Below are 23,226 nucleotides of genomic sequence, written 5' to 3'. Positions count from 1 at the left end.
TCGCCTCCTTCCAGCTTGCTACGGCAGGGTCCACTTCTGGTTGGGGCCGGTGTGGCAGGTCCACAGATGGACCGGCGTCCCGTCGTTCCAGGTACCGCCCGACGCGTCCAGGCACTTGCCCGACTGCGGATTGCGCACCGTACCGTCCGACTGCGCCGCCCACATCTGCGCACCCGTGCCGTTGCACGTCCACAACTGCACCCGCGTACCGTCCGCGCTCCCACCACCCGAGATGTCCAGACACTTGCCCAGCGCCCTGAACGTGCCGTCGCCACCGACCGTCCAGTCCTGGGCCCCACTGCCGTTGCACGTCCAGATCTGCACCTCGGTACCGTCCGCCGTACCCGCGTTGTCCACGTCCAGACACTTGCCGCCGACCCCGGTGACCGGGCCCGTACGGGTGCCGCCCGCCGTCGTACTGAACGAGAACTCGTCCACGTCGAACAGCGAGCCGGTGCCGCCCTTGAAGACCAGGTAGAGGGTCGTGGAGCCGGCGGGTTGGTTGCTCAGTGCGGCCGTCACGTCCTGGAAGGTCTCCCAGTCGCCGGTCACCGGCACGGTCGCGGTGCCGAGCAGCGGGCCGGCCGGGGATCCGGAGCGGACCTCGATGGTCCCGCCGGTGCCCGCCGAGGAGACCCGGGCGGTGAGGGCGGTGGTGTTGTCGAGGGCGTACGGCTGGAAGGAGATCCAGTCGCCGTTCTCGATGTTGCCCACCGTCCTGCCGCCGTGCGCGGGGGTGTGGGTGATGACCTGGACGCCCGAGGAGTCGCCGTAGTGCTCGGCCTGCCGGTGGCTCGGCTGGGTGATGTGCTGGTCGTGGGTGGTGAGTGCGGGCTGGCCGTTCGCGCCGTTGTCCGTGTACTCGGCGTCGATGACGCCGAAGATGTTGGCGTTGGGGTCGTGTTCGCCGTCCGCCAGGGTCTGGAGGGTGCCCGTGCAGCCGGCGGCAGAGGTCTGCGGGTGCCCGTGGCTGTCGTGGCCGATGATGAAGGTGACCTTCACCTTGGCGCAGTCGACGGCGCCGTCCTCGGGGTCGGTCACCGTCACCTTGAAGGGGATCGCGGCGCCGAAGTCGTAGACGCGCCCGTCGGTGGGCAGGTCGATCCGCACGGTGGGCGCGGTGTTGCCGACGGTGATCTGGACGGAGGCGGTGGCGGACTTGCCGGTCGCGTCGGTGACCTTCAGGGTGGCCGTGTACTGGCCGTTGGCGGTGTAGGTGTGGGAGGGGTCGGCGGCGGTGGAGGTGGCGCCGTCGCCGAAGTCCCAGGCGTGGGTGAGGGCGTCGCCGTCCGCGTCGGAGCTGCCCGCGGAGGAGAAGGTCACCGCGAGGGGCGCCGCGCCGGAGGTCTTGTTCGCCTTGGCCTGGGCGACCGGGGCGCGGCCGCCGGTGACGTGCTCGATGCGGTAAAGGGCGGAGTTGGCGTCGCCGTTGAAGTAGCCGGTGCCGTAGTCGAGGACGTAGAGGGCGCCGTCCGGGCCGAAGGCCATGTCCATCACCTGGGTCCCGCTCCAGGGGAAGGCGTTGATGGACTGCACGGTGCCGTCGCCGCCGGCCTCGATGCGTTTGATCCAGCGGCGGCCGAACTCGCCGGCGAAGAAGTCGCCGTCGTACTCCTCGGGGAACTTCACCTCGGAGGTGGAGTCCGCGTCGTAGCGGTAGACGGGCCCGCCCATGGGCGACTCGGAGCCGTTGCCGAACTCCGGTACGGAGCCGCCGTCGTAGGGAATCCAGGCGGGCTGGACCGGCGGCAGTTCGGTCAGGCCGGTGTTGCGCGGCGAGGTGTTCCTGGGCGCGGCGCAGTCGAACGCGGCGCCCTGGCCGCCGGTGGCGAAGTCGTGGTCGACGTAGGCGTCGTTGTCGCCGGTGCAGTACGGCCAGCCGAAGTTGCCGGCCTTGGTGATCCGGTTGAACTCGACCTGCCCGGCGGGGCCCCGGGAGGCGTTGGCGGTGCCCGCGTCGGGGCCGTAGTCACCGACGTAGACGGTGCCCGTGGCCTTGTCGACGCTCATCCGGAAGGGGTTGCGGAAGCCCATGGCGTAGATCTCGGGCCGGGTCCCGGCGGTGCCGGGCGGGAAGAGGTTGCCCGACGGGATGCCGTACGATCCGTCGGCGTTCACCTTGATGCGCAGGACCTTGCCGCGCAGGTCGTTGGTGTTGCCCGCCGAACGCTGGGCGTCGTAGGCGGGGTTGCGCGAGGCGCGCTCGTCGATGGGGGTGTAGCCGTCCGAGGCGAACGGGTTGGTGTCGTCGCCCGTGGACAGGTACAGGTTGCCCGCCGCGTCGAAGTCGATGTCGCCGCCGACGTGGCAGCACAGACCGCGGGAGGCGGGCACGTCGAGGATCTTCTTCTCGCTGCCCGGATCCAGGGTGCCGTCGGTCTTCAGGACGAACCGGGACAGCCGGTTGACTCCGTCGAACGGGGCGAAGTCGGCTGCCGAACCGTCCGCCGGCGCGTCACCGGCCGGTGTGTCGAGCTTGGGGGCGTAGTAGAGATAGACGAACCGGTTGGTGGAGAAGCCCGGGTCCGCGGCGACGCCCTGGAGGCCCTCCTCGTCGTGACTGTAGACGTCGAGCCTGCCCGCCACCGTGGTGGCGCCCGCCGCGTCCGTCAGCCGGAGGGTGCCGTCCCGCGAGGTGTGCAGCACCGATCGGTCCGGCAGGACCGCCAGCGTCATCGGTTCGCCGGTCTCGGCCACGCCCTTGGCGAGGGTGACCTGTTGGAAGTCCTCGGCCGCCGCCCCGGCGGCACCTGCGCCGGGGTCCGCCGGGGCGGCGGTGGCCGGGCCCATCGGCAGTGCCAGGCCGAGGGCACACGCCAGGGCCGGCAGTAAGGTGCGGACACGTCTGCGTCCGAGCGGTCTCGTGCGCACAGGGTCTCCCGGAGAGTGTGGGGTGGCGGCAGGCGTGCGTAGCCCGCCGTGAAGGGAGTACGGGCGCGCGCCGTCGCGCCGTCGAGCCCCGGTCGAGAGAAGGACTATGACCGGTTCATTTCAAGGAAGTTAGCGGCCTTGGTCCGCACCTGTAACCCCTTTCGCGCAAGATCTCGATTCTTTTTCCGTCAAGGGGACAAAGTGCTCTACGCGGTGTCGGTGAGCGTGGCGTACACGACGATGTTGTCGGCGTACCGGCGCTCGGCCGTGGAGTAGTCGCCGGCACAGGTGATGAGCCGGAGCCCCGCGTGGTCCAGGTCGCGGTAGACCTCGACGGTGGGGAACTCGTCCTTCGGGTACTGCTCGACCCGCTCCACGGTGAAGGTCGCCGTGCGCCCGTCCTCCCGGTCCACGGTGACGGTGTCGCCGGGGGCGAGTTCGCCCAGGCGGTAGAACACCGAGTGGTCGCCGTTCCAGGTGACGTGCCCGGCGATGACGGCGGGGCCGCGCTGCCCGGGCGCGGGACCGGGCGTGTACCAGCCGGCCAGGTCGGGATCGCGCGGGGTCCGCATCTCGCCGTCGCCGTTCCGTCCGAGATCCTCCAGTGCGGAGGAGACGCCGATGGCGGGGACGCTCACCTTGGTCGGCGCGGACCGGGGAAGGGCGGCGGCCGCCGGGCCGTGCCCGGTGTCGTGCCGGTGCCCTTGCGACGGGGAGGCGGTGGGGGCGCCGGTCCCCGGCCCGGCCGGTGCGCCGACCGACGGGGCCGGAGGTGCCGTGCGGGACTCTCCGGCGCCGCGCCACAGGCCCGCGGCCAGGGCGGCGCCGGAGAGCACCGCGATCACCGCGCAGAGGACCAGCAGCAGGCGCCGCCGGGAAGGCCCGCGGTTCATCGGGCGGCCCGGTCAGCGCTCACCGGTACGCCGCCACACGGCCACAGCTCCGACGGCGGCCGCCATCAGGCCGGCTCCGCCGAGGGCCGCCATCTGACCCGAGTCGCCGCCGTCGGCCGCGGCGGTACCGGTCTCCACTCCGCCCTCGGGCATCTCGCCGATGGAGGCTCCGTGCACCATGCCGCAGCTCGCGGGGGCGGTCGCCTCCAGGGGGAGCTTCGGGTCGAGTTGGCTCTTGCCGGCGTCCGTGTCGTAGGTGCCGTTGTCGTTGACGTCGATGCCGTGCTGCACGATGTGCAGGTCCTTGAAGTGGTCGGCGACGTCCTGCGAGACGGTGATGGTGCGTTCGTAGGACAGCTTGCCGTCCTTGTCCGCGGTGGGCATCCGGTCGACCGCGAGGCCGCTGTCCTTGCTGGTGTCTCCGCTGGTGGTCAGCGAGATGTTGATGTCTCCGTAGGCGGGCAGCCCTTCCACGGTGGAGACGATGCCGTCGCCGTCCTTGTCGGCGCTCGCGTCGGGACAGTGGAAGTCCATGCCCTTGGTGGAGCCGTGGATGTGCTGGGCGTGCGGCGCTCCCGGGGTGAGCCCCTCGGCCTGTATCTTCACCGTGAGCTTCGTGCCCTCCAGGCTCACCATGGCGGTGCCGCCGGCGCCGGAGTCGTTCAGCTGCTCGAGGTTGATCTGGTACGCCTGGCTGTCGGCGGCGAGTGCGGGAGCCGCGGCTCCCAGGGCCACGGCTGCGGGCAGGGCGGCGAATGCGGCTGTCCGTGCGATGCGTCGGTTCCTCACGCGATCACTTCCTTCCTCACGGCCCACCCGGGGGCGGGCCTCTGGGGGCGATGCCCGGCACGGGGCCGGGCGGCCGCTGGTACGGGGAATCCGGAGCGCGCGGGCGGCCGGATTGGTCGAAGTGCGGCCCGGTTCGGACGATCCGCCTCCGCCGGGGCCGCGGTGGCGGACCGTCAGTGAGCAGTCCGGCGTCGTGCCGCATCGGCCCGTCGACGTGGAACCATCGCCTTCGTCGCCAGGGAGCAGTGATCCGCTGCGCTCCGGAGATGCTGCTGGACCACACCGCGGCCCGGCTGCCGGCGGTGTGAACGGGCCGGCGCACAGAGTCGACGGCACGCACGGTCAGGTCGGACGACTCAACGGCCGCGGTCCCGTGACAGGGTCAACCGACTGATGTGCGCCGGGGGCGTTCGGGACGAAGGTGGGTGCCGCCCCCCCTCCAGTCCCACGGAAGGAACCTCCGTCATGAGTGGCGAACACCAAGGTGTGCGGACGCCCCACCCGGACTCGCACGTTCTCCCCCTTCTCTGCCTGGACCTCAACCGGGTGGTGGGCATACTCGAGTGGGCGGACGTCCGGGCCGAGTTCCAGTACGATCCGGACGCTCCGCTGGTGGTCACCATCACGTTCGTCCTCGAGGACGGTCCCCGGATCACCTGGCACGTCGGCCGGGATCTGCTGCACGAGGGACTCCACACCATGAGTGGCATGGGCGACATCCAGGTGTGGCCCGAGTACGGGGCCGAGCGGGCGTCGGCATGGCTTCAGATCTCCTCGTACGGCGCCACCGCGCTCTTCGAGCTGCCCGTCCCGCCGCTGGCTAAGTGGCTGGCCTGCACGTATCAGCTCGTCCCGGCCGGTGCGGAGACGTTCCGGCTGGGTACGGACGCCTTCCTCGCGGGTGTGCTCGGCGACTGAGGAACGGCCGTCCGGCCGAGCCGCCGGTGCGGGCGCCGGCCCGGTCCGGTTACCTACGGCGGCTCCGCAATCGATGGTCATGTGACCGATGCGCCGGACGGACCCCACCGGCGAGTGTGAAGGCGTCGGTTCAGGCAGGTGCGCGAGGAAGGCAGGGACAGCGACGACATGGACGCGGCGGTGCGTTACTCGATCCTCGGTACGGTGCGCGCCGTACGTGAGGGAAGGGAACTGGAGGCCGGACCTCCGAAGCGGGTGGCGTTGCTCGCCCTGCTGCTGTTGCGCGCACCGGGGCCGGTGGCGCTGAGCGAGGCGGTGGAGGTCCTGTGGGCCGACGCTCCTCCGGCCAGTGCCGTCAACGTGGTGCACCGGCACATCGGCGAGCTGCGGCGGGCCCTGGAGCCGGGGCTGCGCAGCCGGACGCACGCCGAGCACCTGGTCCGTGCCGCCGACGGCTACCGACTGCTGGTCGACGCGTCCACGTCCGACCTGCTGCGTTTCCGTGGCCTGCGCACCGAGGCGCGGCAGGCGGCGGAGGCGGGCGAGCCCGCCCGGGCGGCACGGCTCTTCCTGGAGGCGACAGGCCTGTGGCGTGGTCCGGTGGTGGCGGCGGGCACACGCGTGGCGCGGCACCCGCTGTTCACGTCGGTGGGGCACGAGTTCGTGGCCACGGTCAAGGAGGCGGCCGATCTGATCCTGTCGGCGGCGCCGGCGTCGGCGGAGGAGTTGCTGACCGCGCTGCGCCGGGCGGTGGACGGCCACCCCCTCGACGAGGCACTGCACTCGCGCGTCATGGCCGCGCTCGCCGCCACGGGCCGGCAGGCCGAGGCCCTCAGCCACTACGAGGTCGTCCGGCACACCCTGGCCACAAAACCGGGCGTCGAACCGGGTCCCGTCCTGCGCGCCGCCCGGCAGGACCTGCTGGGGCACGGTGCGCCCCTCGACTCGGGCGGCCCGGCCGCCGGCTCACCACCCGGCCGCCCGGTGGCACGGGCCGTCTCGGAACTGCGGGGCGAGGGCATCGCCCTACCGGGTCAACTTCCCCCCGATTCCGTGGCGTTCGCCGGACGGCGGCCGGCCGTCGAGCGGTGCATGGCGCTGCTGCCGCCGCCCGGTCACCGTCACCCGTACGCCACCACCGCGGTCATCTGCGGCATGCCGGGCGTCGGCAAGACCGCCCTGGCGGTGCGCTGGGCACACGAGATCGCCGACCGTTTTCCCGACGGCCAGGTCCATCTGGACCTCCGCGGTCACGATCCGGTCCGTCCGCCGCTGAGTACCCAACAGGCCATGCGTGAGGTCCTCTACGCGCTGGACATCTCCCACCCCCGCCTGAGTACCGCCTCACTCACGAGCCTGTACCGGAGCGCGCTGGCGGGCCTGCGCCTGCTCGTCCTCCTCGACGACGCGCGTGACTGCGAGCAGGTCCGCGGCCTGTTGCCCGCCACCCCCGGCGCCCTGACCGTCGTCACCAGCCGGCGACGCCTCGAGGGCCTCGCCGTCACCGACGACGCCCAGGTCGTCCCGCTCGGTCCCATGAGCCGGGAGGAGGGCCTCGAACTCCTCGACCGGCGCCTCGGCTCCCGCCGCACGCACGCCGAGCCCGTCGCCGCCCGGGAGATCGTCGACCTGTGCGCGGGGCTCCCCCTCGCGCTCGCGCTCACCGCCGCCCGTGCGGCCGTCAACCCCACCTTCTCCCTGGCCGCCCTCGCCGCCGGCCTGCGCGCCGACTCGGACACGCTGGCGCCGTTCGCAGGACCGGATCCCCGCACCGACCTGCGGCAGCGGTTCAGCCGGACCTGTCAGAACCTCTCCCCCGGCGCCGCCGCCCTCTTCCGGCTCGTCGGCGTCCACGCCGCCGCGGACATCACCGTCGACACCGCGTCCGGCCTCACCGGCACGGCAGCGCACAGCACTCGGCAGCACCTCGCCGAACTCGTCGACCACCACCTCCTCACCGAGGAGGCCCCCGGCCGCTACGCGTGCCACGGTCTCCTCCGCGTCTACGCCAACGAGCTCGGGGACGGCGTCGTCGCACCGGTTCCACCCGCAGCCACGCACCTTGGCACTTCCCGTCGGAAGCCCGCTTCGCCGCGACACCCGCAGGAACGGAGACAGCAGGACCATGCACCTTGACCCCTCGCCCGCGGAAGACACCCTGCACGAGGCCGTTCTCGTCTTCGTCGAACTCCGTCCCCGTCTCTATGCCATCGCCTACCGGGTTCTGGGCAGCGCGGTCGAGGCCGAGGACGTGGTCCAGGAGGTCTGGCTGCGCTGGCAGCGCACCGATCGCTCGGTGGTGCTCAGCCCCGCGGCCTTTCTCTCCCGCACGACCACCAGGCTGGCCCTCAACGTGGCTCGCTCCGCCCGGGTCCGCCGTGAGACCTGCGTCGGCCCGTGGCTGCCGGAACCGGTCGACACGCGCAGCGGCCCGGAGGCCCGTGCCCACGAGGCACAGGACCTGGAGATCGCGCTGCACGTGGTGCTGGAAAGGCTGACTCCCATGGAGCGGGCCGCGTACGTCCTCCGAGAGGCCTTCGAGTACGCCTACACCGACATCGCGAGGATCCTCCGTATCAGCCTCGTCAACGTACGCAAGCTCGTCAGTCGCGCGCGCAGGCATCTCTGCGCCGGGCAACGGGGGACGGTGGACACGACGGAGCATCGGCGGCTCGTTGCGACCTTCATCTCCGCGGCCCGGTCGGGGAACACGCTCACGCTGGAGGCTCTCCTCGCGCCGCGCGCGGCCCCAGGTGGATGAGTGTCATGGGCCCGGGTCACCCGGCTCCGTGTCGTGGGCGACCAGTGCGTCCCGCAGGGCCGACCGCGAGTTGATGCCGAGTTTGGGGCAGAGGCGGTACAGGTACGCGCCGACGGTGTGGTGCGAGATGTAGAGCCGCTCGGCGATCTGCTTGTTCGTCAGCCCCGAGGCGGCCAGTTCGGCGATCTCGCGTTCCTGCGGGGTGAGTTCCTCCGCCCCGCTCCGTTCGTCGCTCGGCACGGCCTGGCCGGCGGCCCGCAGTTCCTTCGCCGCGCGCTCCGCCCATGGACGGGCGCCCAGCAGCTCCAGGAGAGCGAGGGGGTTGCCCCGCGCGGCGCCGAGCAGGCGCTGCCGGACCTGGCGGGCCAGGTTCGGGAATCGGTCGTCGACCAGGCGGGTGGCCGACTCGGTGTCCAGAGGGGGCAGTTCGTACGTCGGCAGGCCGCCCCGTTCGAAGAAGCCGTCCGCCCCTGAGCGCATGGCAGCCAGGAACCTGACGCGGGAGCCGGCGAGCCTGCGGGCGACGAAGGCGAAGACCGCGGCACTCGCCCGGTCGACCCACGGGAGGTCGTCGACGACCACCAGCACGTCGCCCGTGTCGCTTCCGGCGCTCTCCTCGCTTCCGCCGGCCGCGGCCCGAAGTGCGGCCAGGGCGGCGTTGGAGACGACGAGGCGCTCCGGAGGCCGGCGACGCCGAACCCCAGGGCGACGCGAATGGCGTCCCGGTGCGTGCCGTCGAGCGTGTCGAAGGTGTCCCGGAGCGGAAGCAGGGCCTGGTTCAGTGCCGAATAGCTGACGTCCGCCTCGAACTGGACGCCCGCGGCACGCAGCACGCGGGTGCCGGCGTCCGCCGCGGACTTGCCGACGGCGTCCAGGAGCGCCGTCTTGCCCACGCCGGGCTCTCCGGACAGCAGCAGGGAGCCACCGGAGTCCGTGTGCGCATGTCTCGGTCTTCGAGGACCGGGACGCGCGGCTGTGCGACCCACCCTACACACTTTCAACGAGGAGGGAACACAAACGGCACAACATGCACACCATCTGCATCCCGATCGGGAACATTTACGCAGGTCATCTAGGTTGTGCCGATGCCAACTGCCGACGACACTTCGGTGAGTCAGAGTGTGACACCTTATGGGATCCAGACGAAACGAATGGGCCGTCCAGAGGTGGACGGCCCATTCGAGGGTCGCGCCGACGGCCGGCGCGGGGCAAGCTGTCCGAGACGTGTCAGCCGTGGTCGTGGTGGGACGGACGTTGCTTGGCGGCCACCTCGTCGGCGTAGATCAAGGCCGTCTTGTGGCTGTACTGGATGGTGTACATCTTCTTGGCGCCGAAGACGACCTTGCCGCTGGACGGGAAGAAGTCGTCGGTCGGGGCCGGTGCCGACGTGGCCACGTACGCCTGGCCGGCGGGGACGCCGTACATGCTCAGCGGAGCCTGGGTCGACGGTGAGAGACCTGCGGGATACTCGGCGGCGTCCGGGTAGTTGGTGCCGTAGACCTTCGGTGCCTGGGTGCCGGCGGGCTCGACGATCGTGACGCCGGGGGCCGGGATCGTGTTGCCGCCGTGCGGGTTGTGGAACCACAGCTTGCTGCCGCTGTACCAGATCGCCGTCCAGTCGCCCTTCTTGCCGGCGACGACGAACTGCTGCCCGGCCTGGGCGGCGGCGCCCCAGTCACTGATCCGGTTGGTGCCGGGGGCGTCCGGGTGGATCGTCTGCTCGCCGAAGAGCGGGGCGTCGGCCCGCGGCTCGGTGCGCAGATACACGAAGTTCGACGCCTGGCGCACGGTGGCGCATTCCTCGGTGTCGCCGCTGCCGTCGTCCTGCGGGCAGAGCTCCATCGTCTGCCTGTTCCCGGTGAAGCCCGGCACGATCGTCACCGCGGAGCCGACGGGGCCGACGCCGTGCCGTCCCTTGAGCGGCGCGCCCACCATGGCCATGAAGCGCTCCCAGTTCCACGACGGGCCCGGGTCCCAGTGCTGGTCGTGGATGAACCGGTCCGCCGGGGCCGGGATGTTGTCGTGGCCGATGACGTGCCGGCGGTCGAGCGGGACGTCGTACCGAGCGGCCAGGTACTTCACCAACTCCGCGGTCGCGTGGTACTGGGACTCGGTGTACCAGGTCGCGCCGTGCGCGGCGTAGCCCTCGTTCTCGATGCCGATCGAGTGCAAATTGGTGGAGTAGTTGCCCGCGTGGAAGCCGAGGTTCCTGGTGGGCACCATCTGGGTCACCGCGCCGTCCGAGGACCGCACCACGTAATGGGCGGCGGTGCTGCTCGCCGGGTTCTGGAACGTCGCGATGGCCGACTCGTAGGGCGACTCGGTGTCGTGAATGACGATTTGGTCGATCCGGACGCCGTTCGCGGGCCGGTCCGACACCTGACCGTTGCCCGGGGCAGCCGGGACGAACGTGCAGTCCAGTGCCGGCGGGCACTCGGTGTCCGACACCGGGGCGACGGGCAGCTCGAGCTTGTTCACCTGCGAGGTGGCCGGGGAGAGCCCGCCGTCGGCGGTGAGCTTCACGCTCTGGCCGTCGGACGTCTTGCGGGCGACGCCCTTCTTCATGGTGGCGAACACGCGGTCGGCGAACGCGGTCGCGCCCTGACGCACCGAGGCCTGGCTGTAGCGGGCCACCGCCGCGTACCAGTCGTCGGGATCGTCGGAGATCTCGCCGGTCAACTCCTTCTGGTACGAGGCGAGTAGCGCCGCGCCACCACGGATGTTCGCCGAGGAGTCGGTACGCAGCTCCTCGGCCGGCAGACCCGTCAGCTGCGCCGCGGTCCGCAGCGTGTGCTTGGCCTCGCCCTTCGCGAGCGCCTCTGCCTCCGCGCGCCCGGCCATGCCCGCGGCACCGCCGTCGATCATCTCCGGGGTGACGTCGGTCAGGTGCATGGGCCCGAAGCCGCCCGAGGCGCTGTGCTGCCCCTCGTGGGTGTCCCATGCCGACTGCTGGTAGGCGACCGCCAGCAACACCTGCCGGGGCACGTCGTACTCGGCGGCCGCGGCCGCGAAGTCCCGCTGCAGCGCGGTGTCGGTCGCGGGGTCCCCCTGCGTCGCCTGTGCCACCACCGGTACGGCGATGGCTCCCGCCACCGCCACTGCCGCCGCGCCGAGCGCGACGGGGCGCCGCCTCAGAGCGTGCTTGCGGCGGGGGTTCGTGTCTCTTGTCATCAACTTCCCGATCCTGGGAGACGCGCCTCGAACGCAGCCGACGATATAACAAACGATCACAACGTTGTTACTTGGGTGGCTCAAAAACTCGGTGGGACAAACCTGTCACAGAACGGCGAGCTGCGGTGTCTATGAAGCGGAAGCGATCGAAGCAACCGCGTCGTCAGTGGCAAAGGCTCCGTACATCCCATCCGTGGCAGAGCGCTGCCCGCGGAGCCACCGTGTGATCACTCCTGCCGGACGACCACCCCGGAGGAAACGGAGACAGCAGGACATGCACCTCAAGACGCCCCCCGCGACAGGCACTCTGGACGAGGCCGTTTCTGTCTTCGTGGAACTCCGTCCGCGTCTCTTCGGCATCGCATACCGTGTGCTCGGCAGCGTGGTGGAGGCCGAAGACGTGGTTCAGGAAGTCTGGCTGCGGTGGCAGCGGACCGACCGCTCGGTGGTGCGCAGCCCGGCGGCCTTCCTGTCGAGCACCACCACCCGGCTGGCTCTCAATGTGGCGCAGTCCGCCCGGGTCCGCCGCGAGACCTACATCGGCCCGTGGCTGCCCGAACCGGTCGACACGAGCAACGACCCCGAGCTGGGCGCGGAACGTGCTCAGGAACTGGAGCTCGCTCTGCTCCTGGTCCTGGAGAAACTGACTCCCGTGGAACGGGCGGCATACGTGCTGCGAGAGGCGTTCGACTACGCCTATGCCGACATCGCGAACATGCTTCAGCTCAGCGTGGTCAACGTCCGGAAGATCGTGAGCAGGGCCCGCAGGCATCTTCTCGCCGAACAGCGGGCGCCCGTGGAGAGGGCGGAGCACCGCCGGCTCCTCGACGCCTTCCTCTCGGCGGCCCGGACGGGAAACACCACCTCACTGGAGGTCGCCCTCACACCGGCGATCGTCGGACACCCCGGATCGCTTCGACCGCCCGCGGGGGTTCTCCGCCGGGCGGTCGGCTCACCGGTACCACGCGGTGCCGCGTGACGCATCACGGGTGTGCGGTGTTGGGCTGGTTCCAGGAGCGGAGCTTGTCGGGGTTGAGGACGACCCAGATCTGTACGACCCGGTGGTCGGCGATGTCGAGACCGATGACGGCCACCACCTGCTGGTCGTGCCGCACGACGAGACCGGTCCGCCCGTTGACGGACTGAGCCCGCAGCGTGGTGCGCGAGCGCCCGTCCAGCAGCCCCAGCAGGCTGCGAGCGACCTGTTCGCTGCCGTGCACCGGTTTGATCAGCGCGCGGATCTTGCCACCACCGTCGAAGAACGCCGTGACATCGGGTGCCATCAGGGATGTCAGGAGCGCCTCGTCCTCCGTCGCGCAGGCGCGGCGGATCCTGCGGGCCACCGCGTCATGTTCGGCGGCGGTCGTGGGTCGTGCGCTGCGGGCCCGCAGGCTGTCGCGGGCCCGGTCGGTCAGTTCGGCGACCTCCGGCTCCGGCTGCCCCACGACGTCGGCGACCGCGTCCGGCGCCATCCCGAAGACATCGTTGAGCACGAACGCCGCACGCTCGGTCGGCGTGAGGGAGTCCAAAGCACTGAGCAGTACCTCGCTGATCTCCTCCTCCAGCGGGCTGCGTTCCCCCGGCGCCCCGCCGCCGTCCGCGCCGCCCGTCTCCCGGTCGGGCAGCGCCAACCGGGCCAGGCAGATGCCGCCGGCCACTTTGGCGAGCCAGGACCGCGGCGAGTCGATCCGCGCGCGTTCCGCGTCGGACAGCTCGTACCACTGACGGTAGGCCTCGTCGATCACGTTCTCGGCCGCACCGCCGCTGCCCAGCATCCAGTAGGCGACGTCCAGCAGGTGCTTCCGCTCGTCGAGCAGCTCCGAAATCGGCACCGCGTCATCGGCACGGTCCATGCGCCCTCCCTCCTCTCGCCCGGCACCGCGTCACACGGCCGCCGTGGCAGACATCCCGGATGGTCTGTCGACTCGACAGCTAGACCGGACTGACGAAGATGTTGTGACATCCCCCTCGCGGGGCACCGGTGAACGGGCCTACGCCTCCTCGTCGACCCAAGCGATCTCCATCTGGTAACCGGCCTCGGTCGGCGTCGGAGTCGTAGAACAGCTCAGCCATGGTGAACGCCTTTCAACCGGTCTGCGCTCCCGCGCAGCTGTCACAAACCCTATGGCTGCCCGGTCAGTTCGTCGGTGGTGTGCGTGACGCCAGCGTGCACCTGTCCTACGAGGAAGGGAACAGGCATGTCAACAGCTCGCGATCGCGGGATCGTCCACACCGATCCCGCCGGCGTAAAGGTCTCCCTGGCGGCCGAGGCGGCCCTGCTCGAGGCCCGCCTGGGCATGCTGAGCGAGGCGCTCCACGAGATCGACGTGCGCATCAGGGTGGTTTCGGACAGTCTGCACAAGCTGCGCCACTCGCCGGCCGTCACGGACGGGGAGGAGCACGGCCGGACGGGCACCACCGGGTGATCGCCGGTGAAGGCTACGTGAAGCGTGAGCGTCACAAGTGCGCGCGTCCTCCTGTCTTACTCATGAACGACGAGCCACCGCCCCGGGAGGAAGACCGATGAACGGACGTGCCGTGTCAGTACGTGAGGGTCGGCGCCTCGCCCGCTCGATCGCGGTCGGGCCGCACACCTTGACGGCAGACGAGCCCCAGCCCATCAGCACCGACACCGGGCCCACCCCCGGCGAGCTGCTCCTGGCCGCGCTGGCGGCGTGCACCTCCATGACCGTACGGGCGTTCGCGGACAGACACGCCTGGCAGCTGGACGATGTCGATGTGGTCGCCCGCTTCGACTCGGCGGGACAGATCGTCAAGCACGTCAAGCTGGCCGGCGCTCTGGACACCGCACAGGCGGACCGGCTGATCGCGGTCGCCGGTCGTTGCCCGGTGCAGCGGCTCCTCAACAATGAGGTCTCGGTCGTCACCGTGCCCACCGTCGTACCGGCGCCCCGCAGGGCCGGGGAGCAACCACTGCCGCAGTGAGGTGGGCCGCGTCAGGTGCGCGCCGCGGCTGTGCGGATCAGGACTCGCCCCCGACAGTGTGACCGGTGGGGGCGGGGCCGTCGAGCCGGCGGACCAGGTCACGCAGGACGGGGCCGTACTCGGGATGGGCCAGAGCGTGGGCCACCTGGGCCACGAGGTAGTCGGCCGGGTTGCCGGTGTCGTACCAGGTGCCCTGGATGACCTGCCCGTAGACGGCGCGGCCGGCGGCGTAGGCGTTGATGGCGTCGGTCAGGTAGATCTCGCCCACCGGCCTGCCCTTCCTGGCGGCCTCGTGCCAGCGGCGGGTCTGCTCGCGCAGTTCGTCGACGATGCCCGGCGTGATGACGTAGCCCCCGATGGCCGCATAGGCCGAGGGTGCCTTGTCGGGGTGGGGCTTCTCGACCAGCCCGGTGATCCGCAGTTGCCCGTCGCCCAGGTCCTCCTTGACGACGGGTACGCCGTACCGCTGGGACTCGGCGGGGTCCATGGGCAGCAGGGCCAGTACCGGGCAGCCGGTCTGTTCGTAGGCACGGACGAGCTGTTGTGCGCGCGGCACCTCGGCCACGAAGACGTCGTCGGGCCACAGGACGAGGACGGGTTCGTCGCCGAAGCTGCGGGCCGCGTTCAGGACCGGGGTTCCGTTGCCGTACGGGCCGTGCTGGTCGAGGTAGGTGATGTGACCCCTGAGCGCCAGTTCGGCGACTTCCTCCACGGCGTCCGCGTACGCCGTTCTGCCGTCCGAGCGCAACTGCTCCACGAGAGCCGGGTTCGGCCGGAAGTGGTCCTGGATCAGTGACTTGCCGCCGCTCACGACAATGGTGATGTCAGTGATGCCGGAGTTCACCAGTTCGCGCACGGTGTGCTCCACGACCGGCTTGTCCCCGACCGGGAGCATCTCCTTCGGGATCGCCTTGGTCAGCGGCAGCAAACGGGATCCGAGTCCGGCGGCGGGGATCACGGCCCTGCGGATGGTCGGGGACATCACGTCTCTCCCGGTGGATGGGCGCGCCGTGCCGGCCGGCACGGCGCGCATCGACGCTACCAACCCCATCCGCGCGCGTCTCGTCCGGAGGCGGCTCGTTGTCACACGTGGGTGGAGGCGGAGCTGTCGAGGGCCGGGGGGCGGCCGCGGGACGGGGTTCCGGCCGCGGGCTCGGATCAGCCCGACGTGCCCAGGATCACCGTGACGCACAGCCCCATCGCCACGGTGATCAGCGCCATCGCGATCATCGTGCCTCGCAGCCACCGTCCGAACCGCCCACGGTGCTGCTCCTCCAGGACGCCGATGCTGTCGGCGATGTGGTCGGTGACCATACGTGCCACGCGTACCTGCTCGTCGAGGTACCACTGCTCGATACCCGTCTTCTGTTCCTCGGTCAGCCCCGGCGCCCGGGCGGTGAACTCGGCCACCCGCCGGCGTGCTGCCCGAAGGTGAGCGTCCCGGTACAGGAACGTCTCGATGTCGCTCAGGCCGCGTGCGGCCTCCTTGCTCGCGTCCATGGTGTGCTCCAGGGGAAGCGGGAAGTGCCGGTGGCGGTGGTGCCCGGTCTCGGCCGGTGCCGCCCGCACATCACAAGGACCGGGCAACCCGCCCGGCTGTGACACCTGCCCGATAGCCGGGACGCCTCGGGCCCCGTGACACACCGACGTGTCAGCCTCCGCCGACGAACGTGACCGTCTCCTCGAGCGGTGCCCGTCCGGTACGCGGCTGCGGGACCGTGGGGTCCTCGTACCCGATGGACATGCCGCAGAAAAGGAGAAGGTCGTCCGGAGGCGAGAGAATCTCCGCGACGGACCTGCGGTACTTCGCCCATGCCATCTGTGCGCAGCTGTGCAGCCCTTCGGCACGCAGCAGCAGCATGACGGTCTGCAGGTACATCCCGACGTCGGACCACTGGGCCGGGCCGAGATCGCGGTCGATGTAGCAGAACAGTGCGGCGGGGGCGCCGAAGCAGTCCCAGTTCGCGGTCGCGGCCCTCTGGCGCGCCTCCCAGTCGTCGCGTGCGATCCCGAGGGAGCCGTAGCGCTGGGCGCCGAAGTCGGAACGGCGTTCATGGTAGGGAGACTTGAGCGTGGGCGGGTACTGCACGTACTCGGGGTCGTCCCACGGCTCTCCCGAGGCGAGGCGCTCCCCCACACGCATCTTCAGTTCGGTCAGCGGCTCGCCGCTCAGCACATAGGCGTGCCAGGGCTGGAGGTTCGACGCCGACGGCGCCCAGGCCGCGGTGGACACGACGCGCTCGAGGGTCTCCCTCGGGACGTTCCGGCCGGTGAATCCACGCACCGCTCGTCGGCTGGTGACCGCTTCGTAGACGTCCAAGGTCGCCTGCTCCTCACTTACTTGACTGCTGGAGCTTCATTGCGCACGAAACTGTATCAGCCGATACCATTGTCGATGCACCTGTCACCGACCCCCAACACTGTTATGGGTCAGCCGTTGGAGAAGCGGCCGGCCTGGGCGAGGATCAGCTCCGGGTCGTCGACCGGCGGATAGATCCACAACGTGTTGATGTTCTCCTTGAGGGTCTTCGCCTCGGCACCGGTCGACACCACCCCGCGCTCCCAGCCCGTCGTGGCCAGGGCGCCGGCCGGGCCCAGGTCCAGGGAGTTGGAGTAGGGATCCGGGGTGAACGGGAGCAGGGTCCTGCCGAGCAGTTCGGCCACGACGTTGTGCCCCGCGAACTTCCCCATCGGCAGAGCGTGCTGGCAGCTCTGGATCGTGCTCCGGCCTTCGTCGGCCGGGCCGCGCGCCGTGTCGCCGGCGGCGTAGACGTCGGCGACGCCGGTGACCCTCAGGTACTCGTCCACGGTCAGCCGACCCGCCCGGTCCCGCTCGCCGGGAATCTGCGCCGTGAGGGGGCTGGCGGCCATGCCCGCCGTCCACACCACGGTCGCCGCGGGGATCACTTCGCCGTCCGACAGTGTGGCGTTCTCGGGTGTGATCGATGCCACGGTGCGTCCCAGTCGCCGCTCGATCTTCAGCTCGTCGAGGGCGCTGTCGATCTGCGGACGGGGACCGGCGCCGAGTTCCGGACCGACCACGTCGGCGCGGTCGACCAGCACGACGCGGACGTCCTGTGCCGCGTCACCCTGCGCGTCGGCGAGGGTGCGCAGGCGCTCGACCAGCGCGGTGCCGATCTCCAGACCGGTGAATCCGGCACCGACCACGACGGCCGTGTACCGGCCCGGTGCGGGGGTCTCTTCGGACAGCCGGCGCAGATGGCCGTCGAGCCGTGCCGCCGCGGGCAGCGTGTCGATGTCGAAGAGGCCCTCGGAGCCGGGGAAGTCGGGGCGGACGAGCTGACTGCCGGTCGCCAGCACGAGGCGGTCGTATCCCAGGTCGAGGCGCTCCCCCGTCCGGTCGACGGCGCGGACGGTGTGGGCCTCGGTGTCGACCTCGGTCACGGTCGCCACTACACGGCGCACACCGATCGGGCCGAGGACGCGGTCCAGCGGCACCCGCATCGTCTCCGGCGCGTCCTCGTACAGACGCGGGCGGACGACGAGGTCGTCACCGCCGCTCACCAGCGTCACCCTCACCTGCCCGCCGGCGCCGCCGGCCTCGCGGGCGGCCCGCACGGCACCCGCCGCACTCCACACGCCGGCGAATCCTCCGCCGATGATCACGATGTCCTTCATGAACGTCTCCCTCAGAAATCCGGAGCGATGAGCCGGTGCTGTCCGGCGCTCCGCGCGAACCCGGGGCCCGCCGGCCGGGACGGTCGTCACCGGGCCGGGCGGCCTTGCACCCGTATTTCTGGACACTAGATATCCAGGATCTTATCTGTCAAGATCTCCGCTCGCACAGGCCCGGAGTCCCGCTGAAGGCCGGCCGGAAGTCCACCGGGGATCCCGGACATGTAATGTCCGTAATATGCGAATGGCCAAAGGGGTCGAGTGGGCCCTGCACACGCTCCTCAACCTGGACATGATCGGCGGGGGCCCTGCGGGCAGCGGGCAGCTCGCCGAGGCCCACGGCCTGTCCCCCTCCTACCTCAACAAGCAGTTGCAGCTGCTCGCGAAAGCCGGACTGCTGATCTCCGTGCCCGGGCCCCGGGGCGGCTTCAGCCTGGCCAAGCCGCTCGAGGACGTCACGTTGCTGGAGGTGGTGCAGGCCATCGAGGGCACCGCACGCCTCTTCCACTGCGAGGAGATCCGGTGCTGCGGCCGGATCGGCGAACTGTCACCGCCGCCCACGGAGACCTGCGCCGTGAACGCGGCGATGCGCCGTGCCGAGCAGGCGTGGCACCAGGCCCTGGCCGCGCAGACCCTCGCCGAGATCCGCACGGACCTGGACGGCACCCCGTCGACCCGCCGGATCGTCCGGTCCGCGTTCGGCTGAGCCGGCCCCGTCGCCCGCGTGCGGGCGGGGGCCGCCACTCGTCTCAGACGCCCGCGTACGCTCCCCAGTGCGCCTCGAGGGCCGCCGCCACCTCGGCGGGCCGCTGGAGCACGGTCCAGTGGTTGCAGTCGAGTTCGAGGACCTTGGACGCGTGCAGGGCCTCGCCGAGTTTCCTGCCGAACTCGACCTGGCACGCCGGGTCGAGCGCACCCCAGAACACCATGCACGGCGCTGACACCCGGGCCAGCGCGGGTTCCCACTCTGCCCCCACGGTCAGGGCGGAACGGTAGAGCCTGAGAATGCTGTCCTTCATCGAGGCATCGACCCGCTCGGCCGCCTCACCGGCCGGCCCGGCGGGCACGTCGAAGCCTTCCGCCAGGTCACGGGCGAAGGACGCCGCGCCCAGTTGCCGCATGTACCGGCCGCCTTCGACCGGGTCCTGCCAGATTCTCGCGAGCGGATGCCAGACGTACTCGGCACTGACGGGACCATTGCCCCCGGCCCAGGTGCGGACCAGATCCGGCCGCAGGGAGGCCACGCGGGCGGTGAGGATGCAGCCCCAGTCGTGACCGACCAGGTCCACCGGCTCGCCGACCCGCTCCAGCCGCTCGACGAGCCAGTCGACGTACTCCTCCTTGGTGGAGCCGAAGCCACTCGGCCTCGGCGCACCGAAACCGGGCAGGTCCCACGCCTCCACGTCGGCCCGGGACAGATGCCGGCGGACTCCGTCCCACAGACGGTGGGTGTCGGGAACGCCATGGATGAGAACTGCGGGCATGAGATGAGGTCCTTCACGCAGGATGAGTTACGGAAGCATCGCGGAACCAGGTGGCAGAACGCCCGCCGTGAACCCTACAGCGGGGAACAACACTTTGTCACACTGTGTTGCGACGGATGACGCTCGGACACAGCCTGAGCGCGGGGATCCGCCTCGTGGGGGCCGGGTACCGCGGATCCATGGGCCGACGTCACATGGATCGGCCCGCCCTGCGCGCGGAAGCGTTCTCGGCGTCCGCCGGTGGGAGCCACACGAGTCTCCGGTCGCTGTCGGCCGTCGGCGTCTAGCCGTCGTCGCCCAGGGTCACGTGTTCGCCCACGTGGTCGGCGACGGCCGCGGACAGCAGCGCGGGCAGCAGTCCCGGGAAGCGGGCGTCCAGGGTCCCGCGGCGCAGCGTCACGTAGCAGCGCGTGCCCTCCTGCCGGGTCTCGGTGATCCCGGCCTCGCGCAGCACCTTGAGGTGGTGGCTGAGGGTGGACTTGGCGATGGGGGCGCGCAGCTCGCCCCAGCCGCGTTCGGTGCCGTCGGACAGCACCCGGACGATGCCGAGCCGTGTCGGGTCGCTGAGCGCGCCCAGCAGGCGCGGCAGGGTGATCTCGGCGAGGGCGGGCGAGGAGTGGTCCGGCATGGCGGCCAGGTTACCGCCTGTTCGAATACGGGCGAACATCCCCGTGTCACCCCTCCGGGTGTCACACATCCCCGGCCTGTCCTGTCAGTACTGCGTATCCGCACCACATATCCGCAACCGCGCAGGAGAACCCCCATGAACTCGCGTCTCAACTACTTCGGCAACCCGCTCGCGGGCAAGATCCTCAAGCACATCAACTCGGCCGCGAAGGTCGCGTCGGAGGCGGGCGTGCCCGTCGCGACGCAGGAACTGGTGAAGATCCGCGCCAGCCAGATCAACGGCTGCGGCTTCTGCACCGACATGCACACCAAGGACGCGGCCGCCGCCGGAGAGACCCAGATACGGCTGAACCTGGTCGCCGCCTGGCGTGAGGCCACGGTGTACACCGAGGCGGAGCGTGCCGCGCTGGAGCTGTCCGAGCAGGGCACGCGGCTGGCCGACGCGTCCGGTGGCGTCACCGACGAGGCCTGGGCGAACGCTGTCAAGCACTACGACGAGGACCAGCTCGTCGCGCTCATCTCACTCATCGCCGTCATCAACGCCTACAACCGGATCAACGTGATCAACCAGCAGCCCGCCGGGAGCTACCAGCCGGGCCAGTTCGGCTGACGGTAGCCGGACACGGGACGGTCCGTCCCCCGCGCGTGTGCGCCACCGGGCCGGATTCCCACTGTGTCACAACCCCTCTTCGCCGCGTCAACGGTGTGTCCATCCCGTTGGCGCGGTGCCATGCCAACGTCTGCTACGTTGTTCGATGTCCAACGAACATCGAACAACGGGATGGAGCATTTTCATGTCCAGCACCACCGCCCCGCACTTCTCGGACCACGTCGCGATCGTCACGGGAGCGGGATCGGGCATCGGCAGAGCCACAGCGGTCGCCCTGGCCGAGGCGGGCGCCCGCGTCCTCGGAGTGGGCCGCCGAAAGGACGCGCTGGAGCAGACGGCTCGCGCGCACGACAGCATCGACGTCCTGCCCCTCGACCTCTGCGCCGACGGCGCCCCTGAGCAGGCCGTCGACACGGCCGTCGAACGGTGGGGCCGGCTCGACCTGCTGGTGAACAACGCCGGCGCCACCGCCGTCATGCCGCTGGCCGAGACGGACCGCGCGGTCATCACCGGTCTCTTCGAGCTGAACGTGACGGCCCCCAGCCTGCTGGCCCACGCGGCCCTGCCCCACCTGCGGGAGTCCTCCGGCTCCATCGTCAACGTCTCGAGTACCTACGGCCACCGTCCCATGGCCGGCGGCGCGCACTACGCGGCCACCAAGAGCGCGATGGAGCAGCTCACCCGGAGCTGGGCGCTCGAACTGGCCCCGGAGGGCGTGCGGGTGAACGCCGTCGCCCCCGGCCCCACCCAGACCGACGTCATGCTGGCAGCGGGACTCACCGACGAGGCCGCCGACGAGATGTACTCCTACGAGCGCGAGCGCATCCCCAACGGCCGGATCGGCGACCCCGGTGACATCGCGCACTGGATCGTGCGCATCGCCGACCCGCACAGCTCGCACGTCACCGGTCAGGTGCTCACGGTCGACGGCGGGCTCGAACTCATCTGAACCGCGACGGTGCGGGCCGCCACCACCCGGCGCGCCCCGCACCGTCCTCACGCACACACACGAGGACATCCACGACCATGCAGGCAACCGCACACATCGGTGTGACCGGGCTCGGAGTAATGGGCCGCAGCCTGGCCCGCAACTTCGCCCGTCACGGCTACACCGTCGCCGTCCACAACCGCACCGTGTTCCGAACCCGGGCGCTCGTCGAGGAGTTCGGCCACGAGGGCACCTTCGTCCCCGCGCCGACCGCCGAGGAGTTCGTCGCGGCACTGGAACGCCCCCGCCGACTGATGATCATGGTCCAGGCGGGTGCGGCCACCGACGCCGTCATCGAGGAGTTCGCCCCGCTCCTGGAGCCGGGCGACATGATCATCGACGGGGGCAACGCGCACTTCGGCGACACCCGCCGCCGCGAAGCCGCCCTGCGCGAGCGCGGTATCCACTTCGTGGGCACCGGCATCTCGGGGGGCGAGGAGGGCGCCCTCAACGGACCCTCGATCATGGTCGGCGGCTCGGCCGAGGCGTACGCCGTCCTCGGTCCGATGCTGGAGGACATCAGCGCCAAGGTCGACGGCGAGCCGTGCTGCGCGCACATCGGCAGCGACGGCGCCGGGCACTTCGTGAAGATGGTGCACAACGGCATCGAGTACGCCGACATGCAGCTGCTGGCCGAGGCCTACGACCTGCTCCGTCAGGTGGCCGACTACACCCCCGGCGAGATCGCGGACGTCTTCCGCGCCTGGAACCGCGGCCGGCTCGACTCCTACCTGGTCGGTATCAGCACGGAGGTGCTCGACCACACCGACGCGCACACCGGCGGTCCGTTCGTGGACGTGGTCGCCGATGTCGCGGGCCAGAAGGGCACCGGCCGCTGGACCGTGCAGACCGCGCTGGACCTGGGCGCGCCCGTCACCGCCATCGCGCAGGCCACCTTCGCCCGCGCCGCGTCGGGGCAGCGGGCGCTGCGCGCCGCCTACCACGGCATGCCGGGCGGCGTCACCGTGCCGCTGAGCCGTACGGAGGCCGCCCGGTTCGTCTCCCGGGTCGAGAACGCCCTGTACGCGTCCAAGGTCATCGCCTACGACCAGGGCCTGACGATGATCCAGAGCGCCGCCACCGAGTACGGCTGGGACATCGACCTCGCCTCGGTCGCCCGGATCTGGCGGGCCGGCTGCATCATCCGTGCCGCCTTCCTGGACCGCGTCCGCGCCGCCTACGCCGCCGATCCGGAGCTGAGCAGTCTGCTCCTCGAGAAGGACTTCGCCGGGGAGATCGCCGACGCGCAGGTGCCGTGGCGGGAGACGATCGCGTCCGCCACCCGCCGCGGCATACCCGTCCCCGCCTTCGCGGCGGCACTGGCCGCGTACGACACCCTGCGTGCCGGGCGTCTGCCGACCGCCCTCGTCCAGGGGCAGCGCGACTACTTCGGCGCCCACACCTACGAGCGCGCCGACCGACCGGGCACGTTCCACACCCACTGGGCGCAGAACGGCCGTCCGGAGACCCGCGACGACAACGGGCACGCCTCGTAATCCGTGCGTCGACCACTCGTTCCGCGGAAAGGACAC

The 23,226-nt window shown here is 70.8% G+C and carries 21 protein-coding genes and 2 pseudogenes; 10 read left to right on the top strand and 13 right to left on the bottom strand.

The genetic code is table 11. The features are described 5' to 3' along the window. Nucleotides 1-18: 18 nt before the first annotated feature. The 3 genes from ACGH7X_RS37320 to ACGH7X_RS37310 all read right to left on the bottom strand — a co-directional run bounded on the left by ACGH7X_RS37320 (nucleotide 19) and on the right by ACGH7X_RS37310 (nucleotide 4,553). Nucleotides 19-2,871 carry a PQQ-dependent sugar dehydrogenase gene (locus ACGH7X_RS37320; RefSeq protein WP_399894436.1) on the bottom strand — a complete coding sequence of 951 codons (2,853 nt, stop codon included), beginning with the start codon at nucleotides 2,869-2,871 and terminating at the stop codon, nucleotides 19-21. Nucleotides 2,872-3,077: 206 nt separating this feature from the next. Further along, a complete protein-coding gene (locus ACGH7X_RS37315) occupies nucleotides 3,078-3,764 on the bottom strand; it encodes a class F sortase (RefSeq protein ID WP_399894433.1) in 687 nt (228 codons plus the stop codon). Nucleotides 3,765-3,776: 12 nt separating this feature from the next. Further along, nucleotides 3,777-4,553: a CHRD domain-containing protein gene (locus ACGH7X_RS37310; RefSeq protein ID WP_399894430.1), complete on the bottom strand. Its 777-nt coding sequence runs from the start codon at nucleotides 4,551-4,553 to the stop codon at nucleotides 3,777-3,779. A gap of 465 nt (nucleotides 4,554-5,018) precedes the next feature. On the opposite strand from ACGH7X_RS37310, the gene ACGH7X_RS37305 reads away from it, so the two are divergent. From ACGH7X_RS37305 to ACGH7X_RS37295, 3 genes are all read left to right on the top strand, one after another. Then, nucleotides 5,019-5,471 (top strand): SsgA family sporulation/cell division regulator, encoded by a 453-nt coding sequence (locus ACGH7X_RS37305; RefSeq protein WP_399894427.1) that lies wholly within the window; start codon nucleotides 5,019-5,021, stop codon nucleotides 5,469-5,471. Between the two features lie 138 nt (nucleotides 5,472-5,609). Further along, complete coding sequence (locus ACGH7X_RS37300) at nucleotides 5,610-7,607, top strand: BTAD domain-containing putative transcriptional regulator (protein ID WP_399894424.1); 1,998 nt, start codon at nucleotides 5,610-5,612, stop codon at nucleotides 7,605-7,607. Beyond that, nucleotides 7,597-8,232: a sigma-70 family RNA polymerase sigma factor gene (locus ACGH7X_RS37295; RefSeq protein ID WP_399894421.1), complete on the top strand. Its 636-nt coding sequence runs from the start codon at nucleotides 7,597-7,599 to the stop codon at nucleotides 8,230-8,232. The genes ACGH7X_RS37300 and ACGH7X_RS37295 overlap by 11 nt, the downstream gene beginning before the upstream one ends. A gap of 3 nt (nucleotides 8,233-8,235) precedes the next feature. On the opposite strand, the gene ACGH7X_RS37290 is transcribed toward ACGH7X_RS37295, so the two are convergent. The 3 genes and pseudogenes from ACGH7X_RS37290 to ACGH7X_RS37280 all read right to left on the bottom strand — a co-directional run bounded on the left by ACGH7X_RS37290 (nucleotide 8,236) and on the right by ACGH7X_RS37280 (nucleotide 11,403). Next, complete coding sequence (locus ACGH7X_RS37290; protein ID WP_399894419.1) at nucleotides 8,236-8,820, bottom strand: LuxR C-terminal-related transcriptional regulator; 585 nt, start codon at nucleotides 8,818-8,820, stop codon at nucleotides 8,236-8,238. Nucleotides 8,821-8,990: 170 nt separating this feature from the next. Then, a pseudogene (locus ACGH7X_RS37285) lies at nucleotides 8,991-9,125 on the bottom strand (hypothetical protein); the annotation flags it as partial. Nucleotides 9,126-9,459: 334 nt separating this feature from the next. Next, nucleotides 9,460-11,403 carry an N-acetylmuramoyl-L-alanine amidase gene (locus ACGH7X_RS37280; RefSeq protein ID WP_399894416.1) on the bottom strand — a complete coding sequence of 648 codons (1,944 nt, stop codon included), beginning with the start codon at nucleotides 11,401-11,403 and terminating at the stop codon, nucleotides 9,460-9,462. Nucleotides 11,404-11,677: 274 nt separating this feature from the next. Between ACGH7X_RS37280 and ACGH7X_RS37275 the strand changes: the two are divergent. After that, a pseudogene (locus ACGH7X_RS37275) lies at nucleotides 11,678-12,349 on the top strand (sigma-70 family RNA polymerase sigma factor); the annotation flags it as partial. A gap of 37 nt (nucleotides 12,350-12,386) precedes the next feature. Here the strand turns inward: ACGH7X_RS37275 and ACGH7X_RS37270 are convergent. Beyond that, complete coding sequence (locus ACGH7X_RS37270) at nucleotides 12,387-13,256, bottom strand: RNA polymerase subunit sigma (RefSeq protein WP_399894413.1); 870 nt, start codon at nucleotides 13,254-13,256, stop codon at nucleotides 12,387-12,389. Nucleotides 13,257-13,601: 345 nt separating this feature from the next. Here ACGH7X_RS37270 and ACGH7X_RS37265 point away from each other — a divergent pair, with 345 nt between their 5' ends. Both ACGH7X_RS37265 and ACGH7X_RS37260 read left to right on the top strand, forming a co-directional pair. Further along, a complete protein-coding gene (locus ACGH7X_RS37265) occupies nucleotides 13,602-13,829 on the top strand; it encodes a hypothetical protein (RefSeq protein WP_399894410.1) in 228 nt (75 codons plus the stop codon). Between the two features lie 112 nt (nucleotides 13,830-13,941). Continuing rightward, nucleotides 13,942-14,349 (top strand): OsmC family protein, encoded by a 408-nt coding sequence (locus tag ACGH7X_RS37260; protein ID WP_399894407.1) that lies wholly within the window; start codon nucleotides 13,942-13,944, stop codon nucleotides 14,347-14,349. Between the two features lie 37 nt (nucleotides 14,350-14,386). Here ACGH7X_RS37260 and ACGH7X_RS37255 read toward each other — a convergent pair whose 3' ends face one another. The 4 genes from ACGH7X_RS37255 to ACGH7X_RS37240 form a co-directional block, all read right to left on the bottom strand. Beyond that, entirely contained in the window at nucleotides 14,387-15,331 is a 945-nt protein-coding gene (locus tag ACGH7X_RS37255) for a UTP--glucose-1-phosphate uridylyltransferase (protein WP_399894404.1), read from the bottom strand. A 176-nt stretch (nucleotides 15,332-15,507) separates the two neighbouring features. Continuing rightward, nucleotides 15,508-15,849: a hypothetical protein gene (locus ACGH7X_RS37250; protein WP_399894401.1), complete on the bottom strand. Its 342-nt coding sequence runs from the start codon at nucleotides 15,847-15,849 to the stop codon at nucleotides 15,508-15,510. A 151-nt stretch (nucleotides 15,850-16,000) separates the two neighbouring features. Continuing rightward, complete coding sequence (locus tag ACGH7X_RS37245; RefSeq protein ID WP_399894398.1) at nucleotides 16,001-16,669, bottom strand: nitroreductase; 669 nt, start codon at nucleotides 16,667-16,669, stop codon at nucleotides 16,001-16,003. A gap of 110 nt (nucleotides 16,670-16,779) precedes the next feature. After that, complete coding sequence (locus ACGH7X_RS37240) at nucleotides 16,780-17,988, bottom strand: NAD(P)/FAD-dependent oxidoreductase (protein WP_399894395.1); 1,209 nt, start codon at nucleotides 17,986-17,988, stop codon at nucleotides 16,780-16,782. A 235-nt stretch (nucleotides 17,989-18,223) separates the two neighbouring features. Between ACGH7X_RS37240 and ACGH7X_RS37235 the strand changes: the two genes are divergently transcribed. Next, a complete protein-coding gene (locus tag ACGH7X_RS37235) occupies nucleotides 18,224-18,691 on the top strand; it encodes an Rrf2 family transcriptional regulator (RefSeq protein ID WP_399894392.1) in 468 nt (155 codons plus the stop codon). Nucleotides 18,692-18,734: 43 nt separating this feature from the next. On the opposite strand, the gene ACGH7X_RS37230 is transcribed toward ACGH7X_RS37235, so the two are convergent. Both ACGH7X_RS37230 and ACGH7X_RS37225 read right to left on the bottom strand, forming a co-directional pair. Next, nucleotides 18,735-19,469 carry an alpha/beta fold hydrolase gene (locus ACGH7X_RS37230; RefSeq protein WP_399894389.1) on the bottom strand — a complete coding sequence of 245 codons (735 nt, stop codon included), beginning with the start codon at nucleotides 19,467-19,469 and terminating at the stop codon, nucleotides 18,735-18,737. Nucleotides 19,470-19,752: 283 nt separating this feature from the next. After that, on the bottom strand, nucleotides 19,753-20,097 hold the full coding sequence (locus ACGH7X_RS37225) for an ArsR/SmtB family transcription factor (protein ID WP_399894386.1): 345 nt from the start codon (nucleotides 20,095-20,097) through the stop codon (nucleotides 19,753-19,755). 135 nt (nucleotides 20,098-20,232) lie between these two features. Between ACGH7X_RS37225 and ACGH7X_RS37220 the strand changes: the two genes are divergently transcribed. The 3 genes from ACGH7X_RS37220 (at nucleotide 20,233) to gndA (ending at nucleotide 23,190) form a co-directional block, all read left to right on the top strand. Beyond that, nucleotides 20,233-20,706 (top strand): carboxymuconolactone decarboxylase family protein, encoded by a 474-nt coding sequence (locus tag ACGH7X_RS37220; RefSeq protein WP_399894384.1) that lies wholly within the window; start codon nucleotides 20,233-20,235, stop codon nucleotides 20,704-20,706. A 184-nt stretch (nucleotides 20,707-20,890) separates the two neighbouring features. Further along, nucleotides 20,891-21,655: an SDR family NAD(P)-dependent oxidoreductase gene (locus ACGH7X_RS37215; RefSeq protein ID WP_399894381.1), complete on the top strand. Its 765-nt coding sequence runs from the start codon at nucleotides 20,891-20,893 to the stop codon at nucleotides 21,653-21,655. Nucleotides 21,656-21,732: 77 nt separating this feature from the next. Continuing rightward, nucleotides 21,733-23,190 carry an NADP-dependent phosphogluconate dehydrogenase gene (gene gndA / locus ACGH7X_RS37210; protein WP_399894378.1) on the top strand — a complete coding sequence of 486 codons (1,458 nt, stop codon included), beginning with the start codon at nucleotides 21,733-21,735 and terminating at the stop codon, nucleotides 23,188-23,190. Nucleotides 23,191-23,226 lie beyond the last annotated feature (36 nt).

This window comes from Streptomyces sp. BBFR51, assembly GCF_044591655.1.
Lineage (GTDB): Bacteria > Actinomycetota > Actinomycetes > Streptomycetales > Streptomycetaceae > Streptomyces.
Note: the sequence above shows the minus strand (reverse complement) of the source record. Positions and strands in the feature narration are given on the sequence as shown.

Bases quoted from the DNA above. Each gene is read 5' to 3' on its own strand.
- ACGH7X_RS37315 (WP_399894433.1), bottom strand. From the start codon at position 3,764: ATGAACCGCGGGCCTTCCCGGCGGCGCCTGCTGCTGGTCCTCTGCGCG.
- ACGH7X_RS37305 (WP_399894427.1), top strand. From the start codon at position 5,019: ATGAGTGGCGAACACCAAGGTGTGCGGACGCCCCACCCGGACTCGCAC.
- ACGH7X_RS37295 (WP_399894421.1), top strand. From the start codon at position 7,597: ATGCACCTTGACCCCTCGCCCGCGGAAGACACCCTGCACGAGGCCGTT.
- ACGH7X_RS37280 (WP_399894416.1), bottom strand. From the start codon at position 11,403: ATGACAAGAGACACGAACCCCCGCCGCAAGCACGCTCTGAGGCGGCGC.
- ACGH7X_RS37270 (WP_399894413.1), bottom strand. From the start codon at position 13,256: ATGGACCGTGCCGATGACGCGGTGCCGATTTCGGAGCTGCTCGACGAG.
- ACGH7X_RS37265 (WP_399894410.1), top strand. From the start codon at position 13,602: ATGTCAACAGCTCGCGATCGCGGGATCGTCCACACCGATCCCGCCGGC.
- ACGH7X_RS37255 (WP_399894404.1), bottom strand. From the start codon at position 15,331: ATGTCCCCGACCATCCGCAGGGCCGTGATCCCCGCCGCCGGACTCGGA.
- ACGH7X_RS37250 (WP_399894401.1), bottom strand. From the start codon at position 15,849: ATGGACGCGAGCAAGGAGGCCGCACGCGGCCTGAGCGACATCGAGACG.
- ACGH7X_RS37240 (WP_399894395.1), bottom strand. From the start codon at position 17,988: ATGAAGGACATCGTGATCATCGGCGGAGGATTCGCCGGCGTGTGGAGT.
- ACGH7X_RS37235 (WP_399894392.1), top strand. From the start codon at position 18,224: ATGCGAATGGCCAAAGGGGTCGAGTGGGCCCTGCACACGCTCCTCAAC.
- ACGH7X_RS37230 (WP_399894389.1), bottom strand. From the start codon at position 19,469: ATGCCCGCAGTTCTCATCCATGGCGTTCCCGACACCCACCGTCTGTGG.
- ACGH7X_RS37225 (WP_399894386.1), bottom strand. From the start codon at position 20,097: ATGCCGGACCACTCCTCGCCCGCCCTCGCCGAGATCACCCTGCCGCGC.
- ACGH7X_RS37220 (WP_399894384.1), top strand. From the start codon at position 20,233: ATGAACTCGCGTCTCAACTACTTCGGCAACCCGCTCGCGGGCAAGATC.
- ACGH7X_RS37215 (WP_399894381.1), top strand. From the start codon at position 20,891: ATGTCCAGCACCACCGCCCCGCACTTCTCGGACCACGTCGCGATCGTC.
- gndA (WP_399894378.1), top strand. From the start codon at position 21,733: ATGCAGGCAACCGCACACATCGGTGTGACCGGGCTCGGAGTAATGGGC.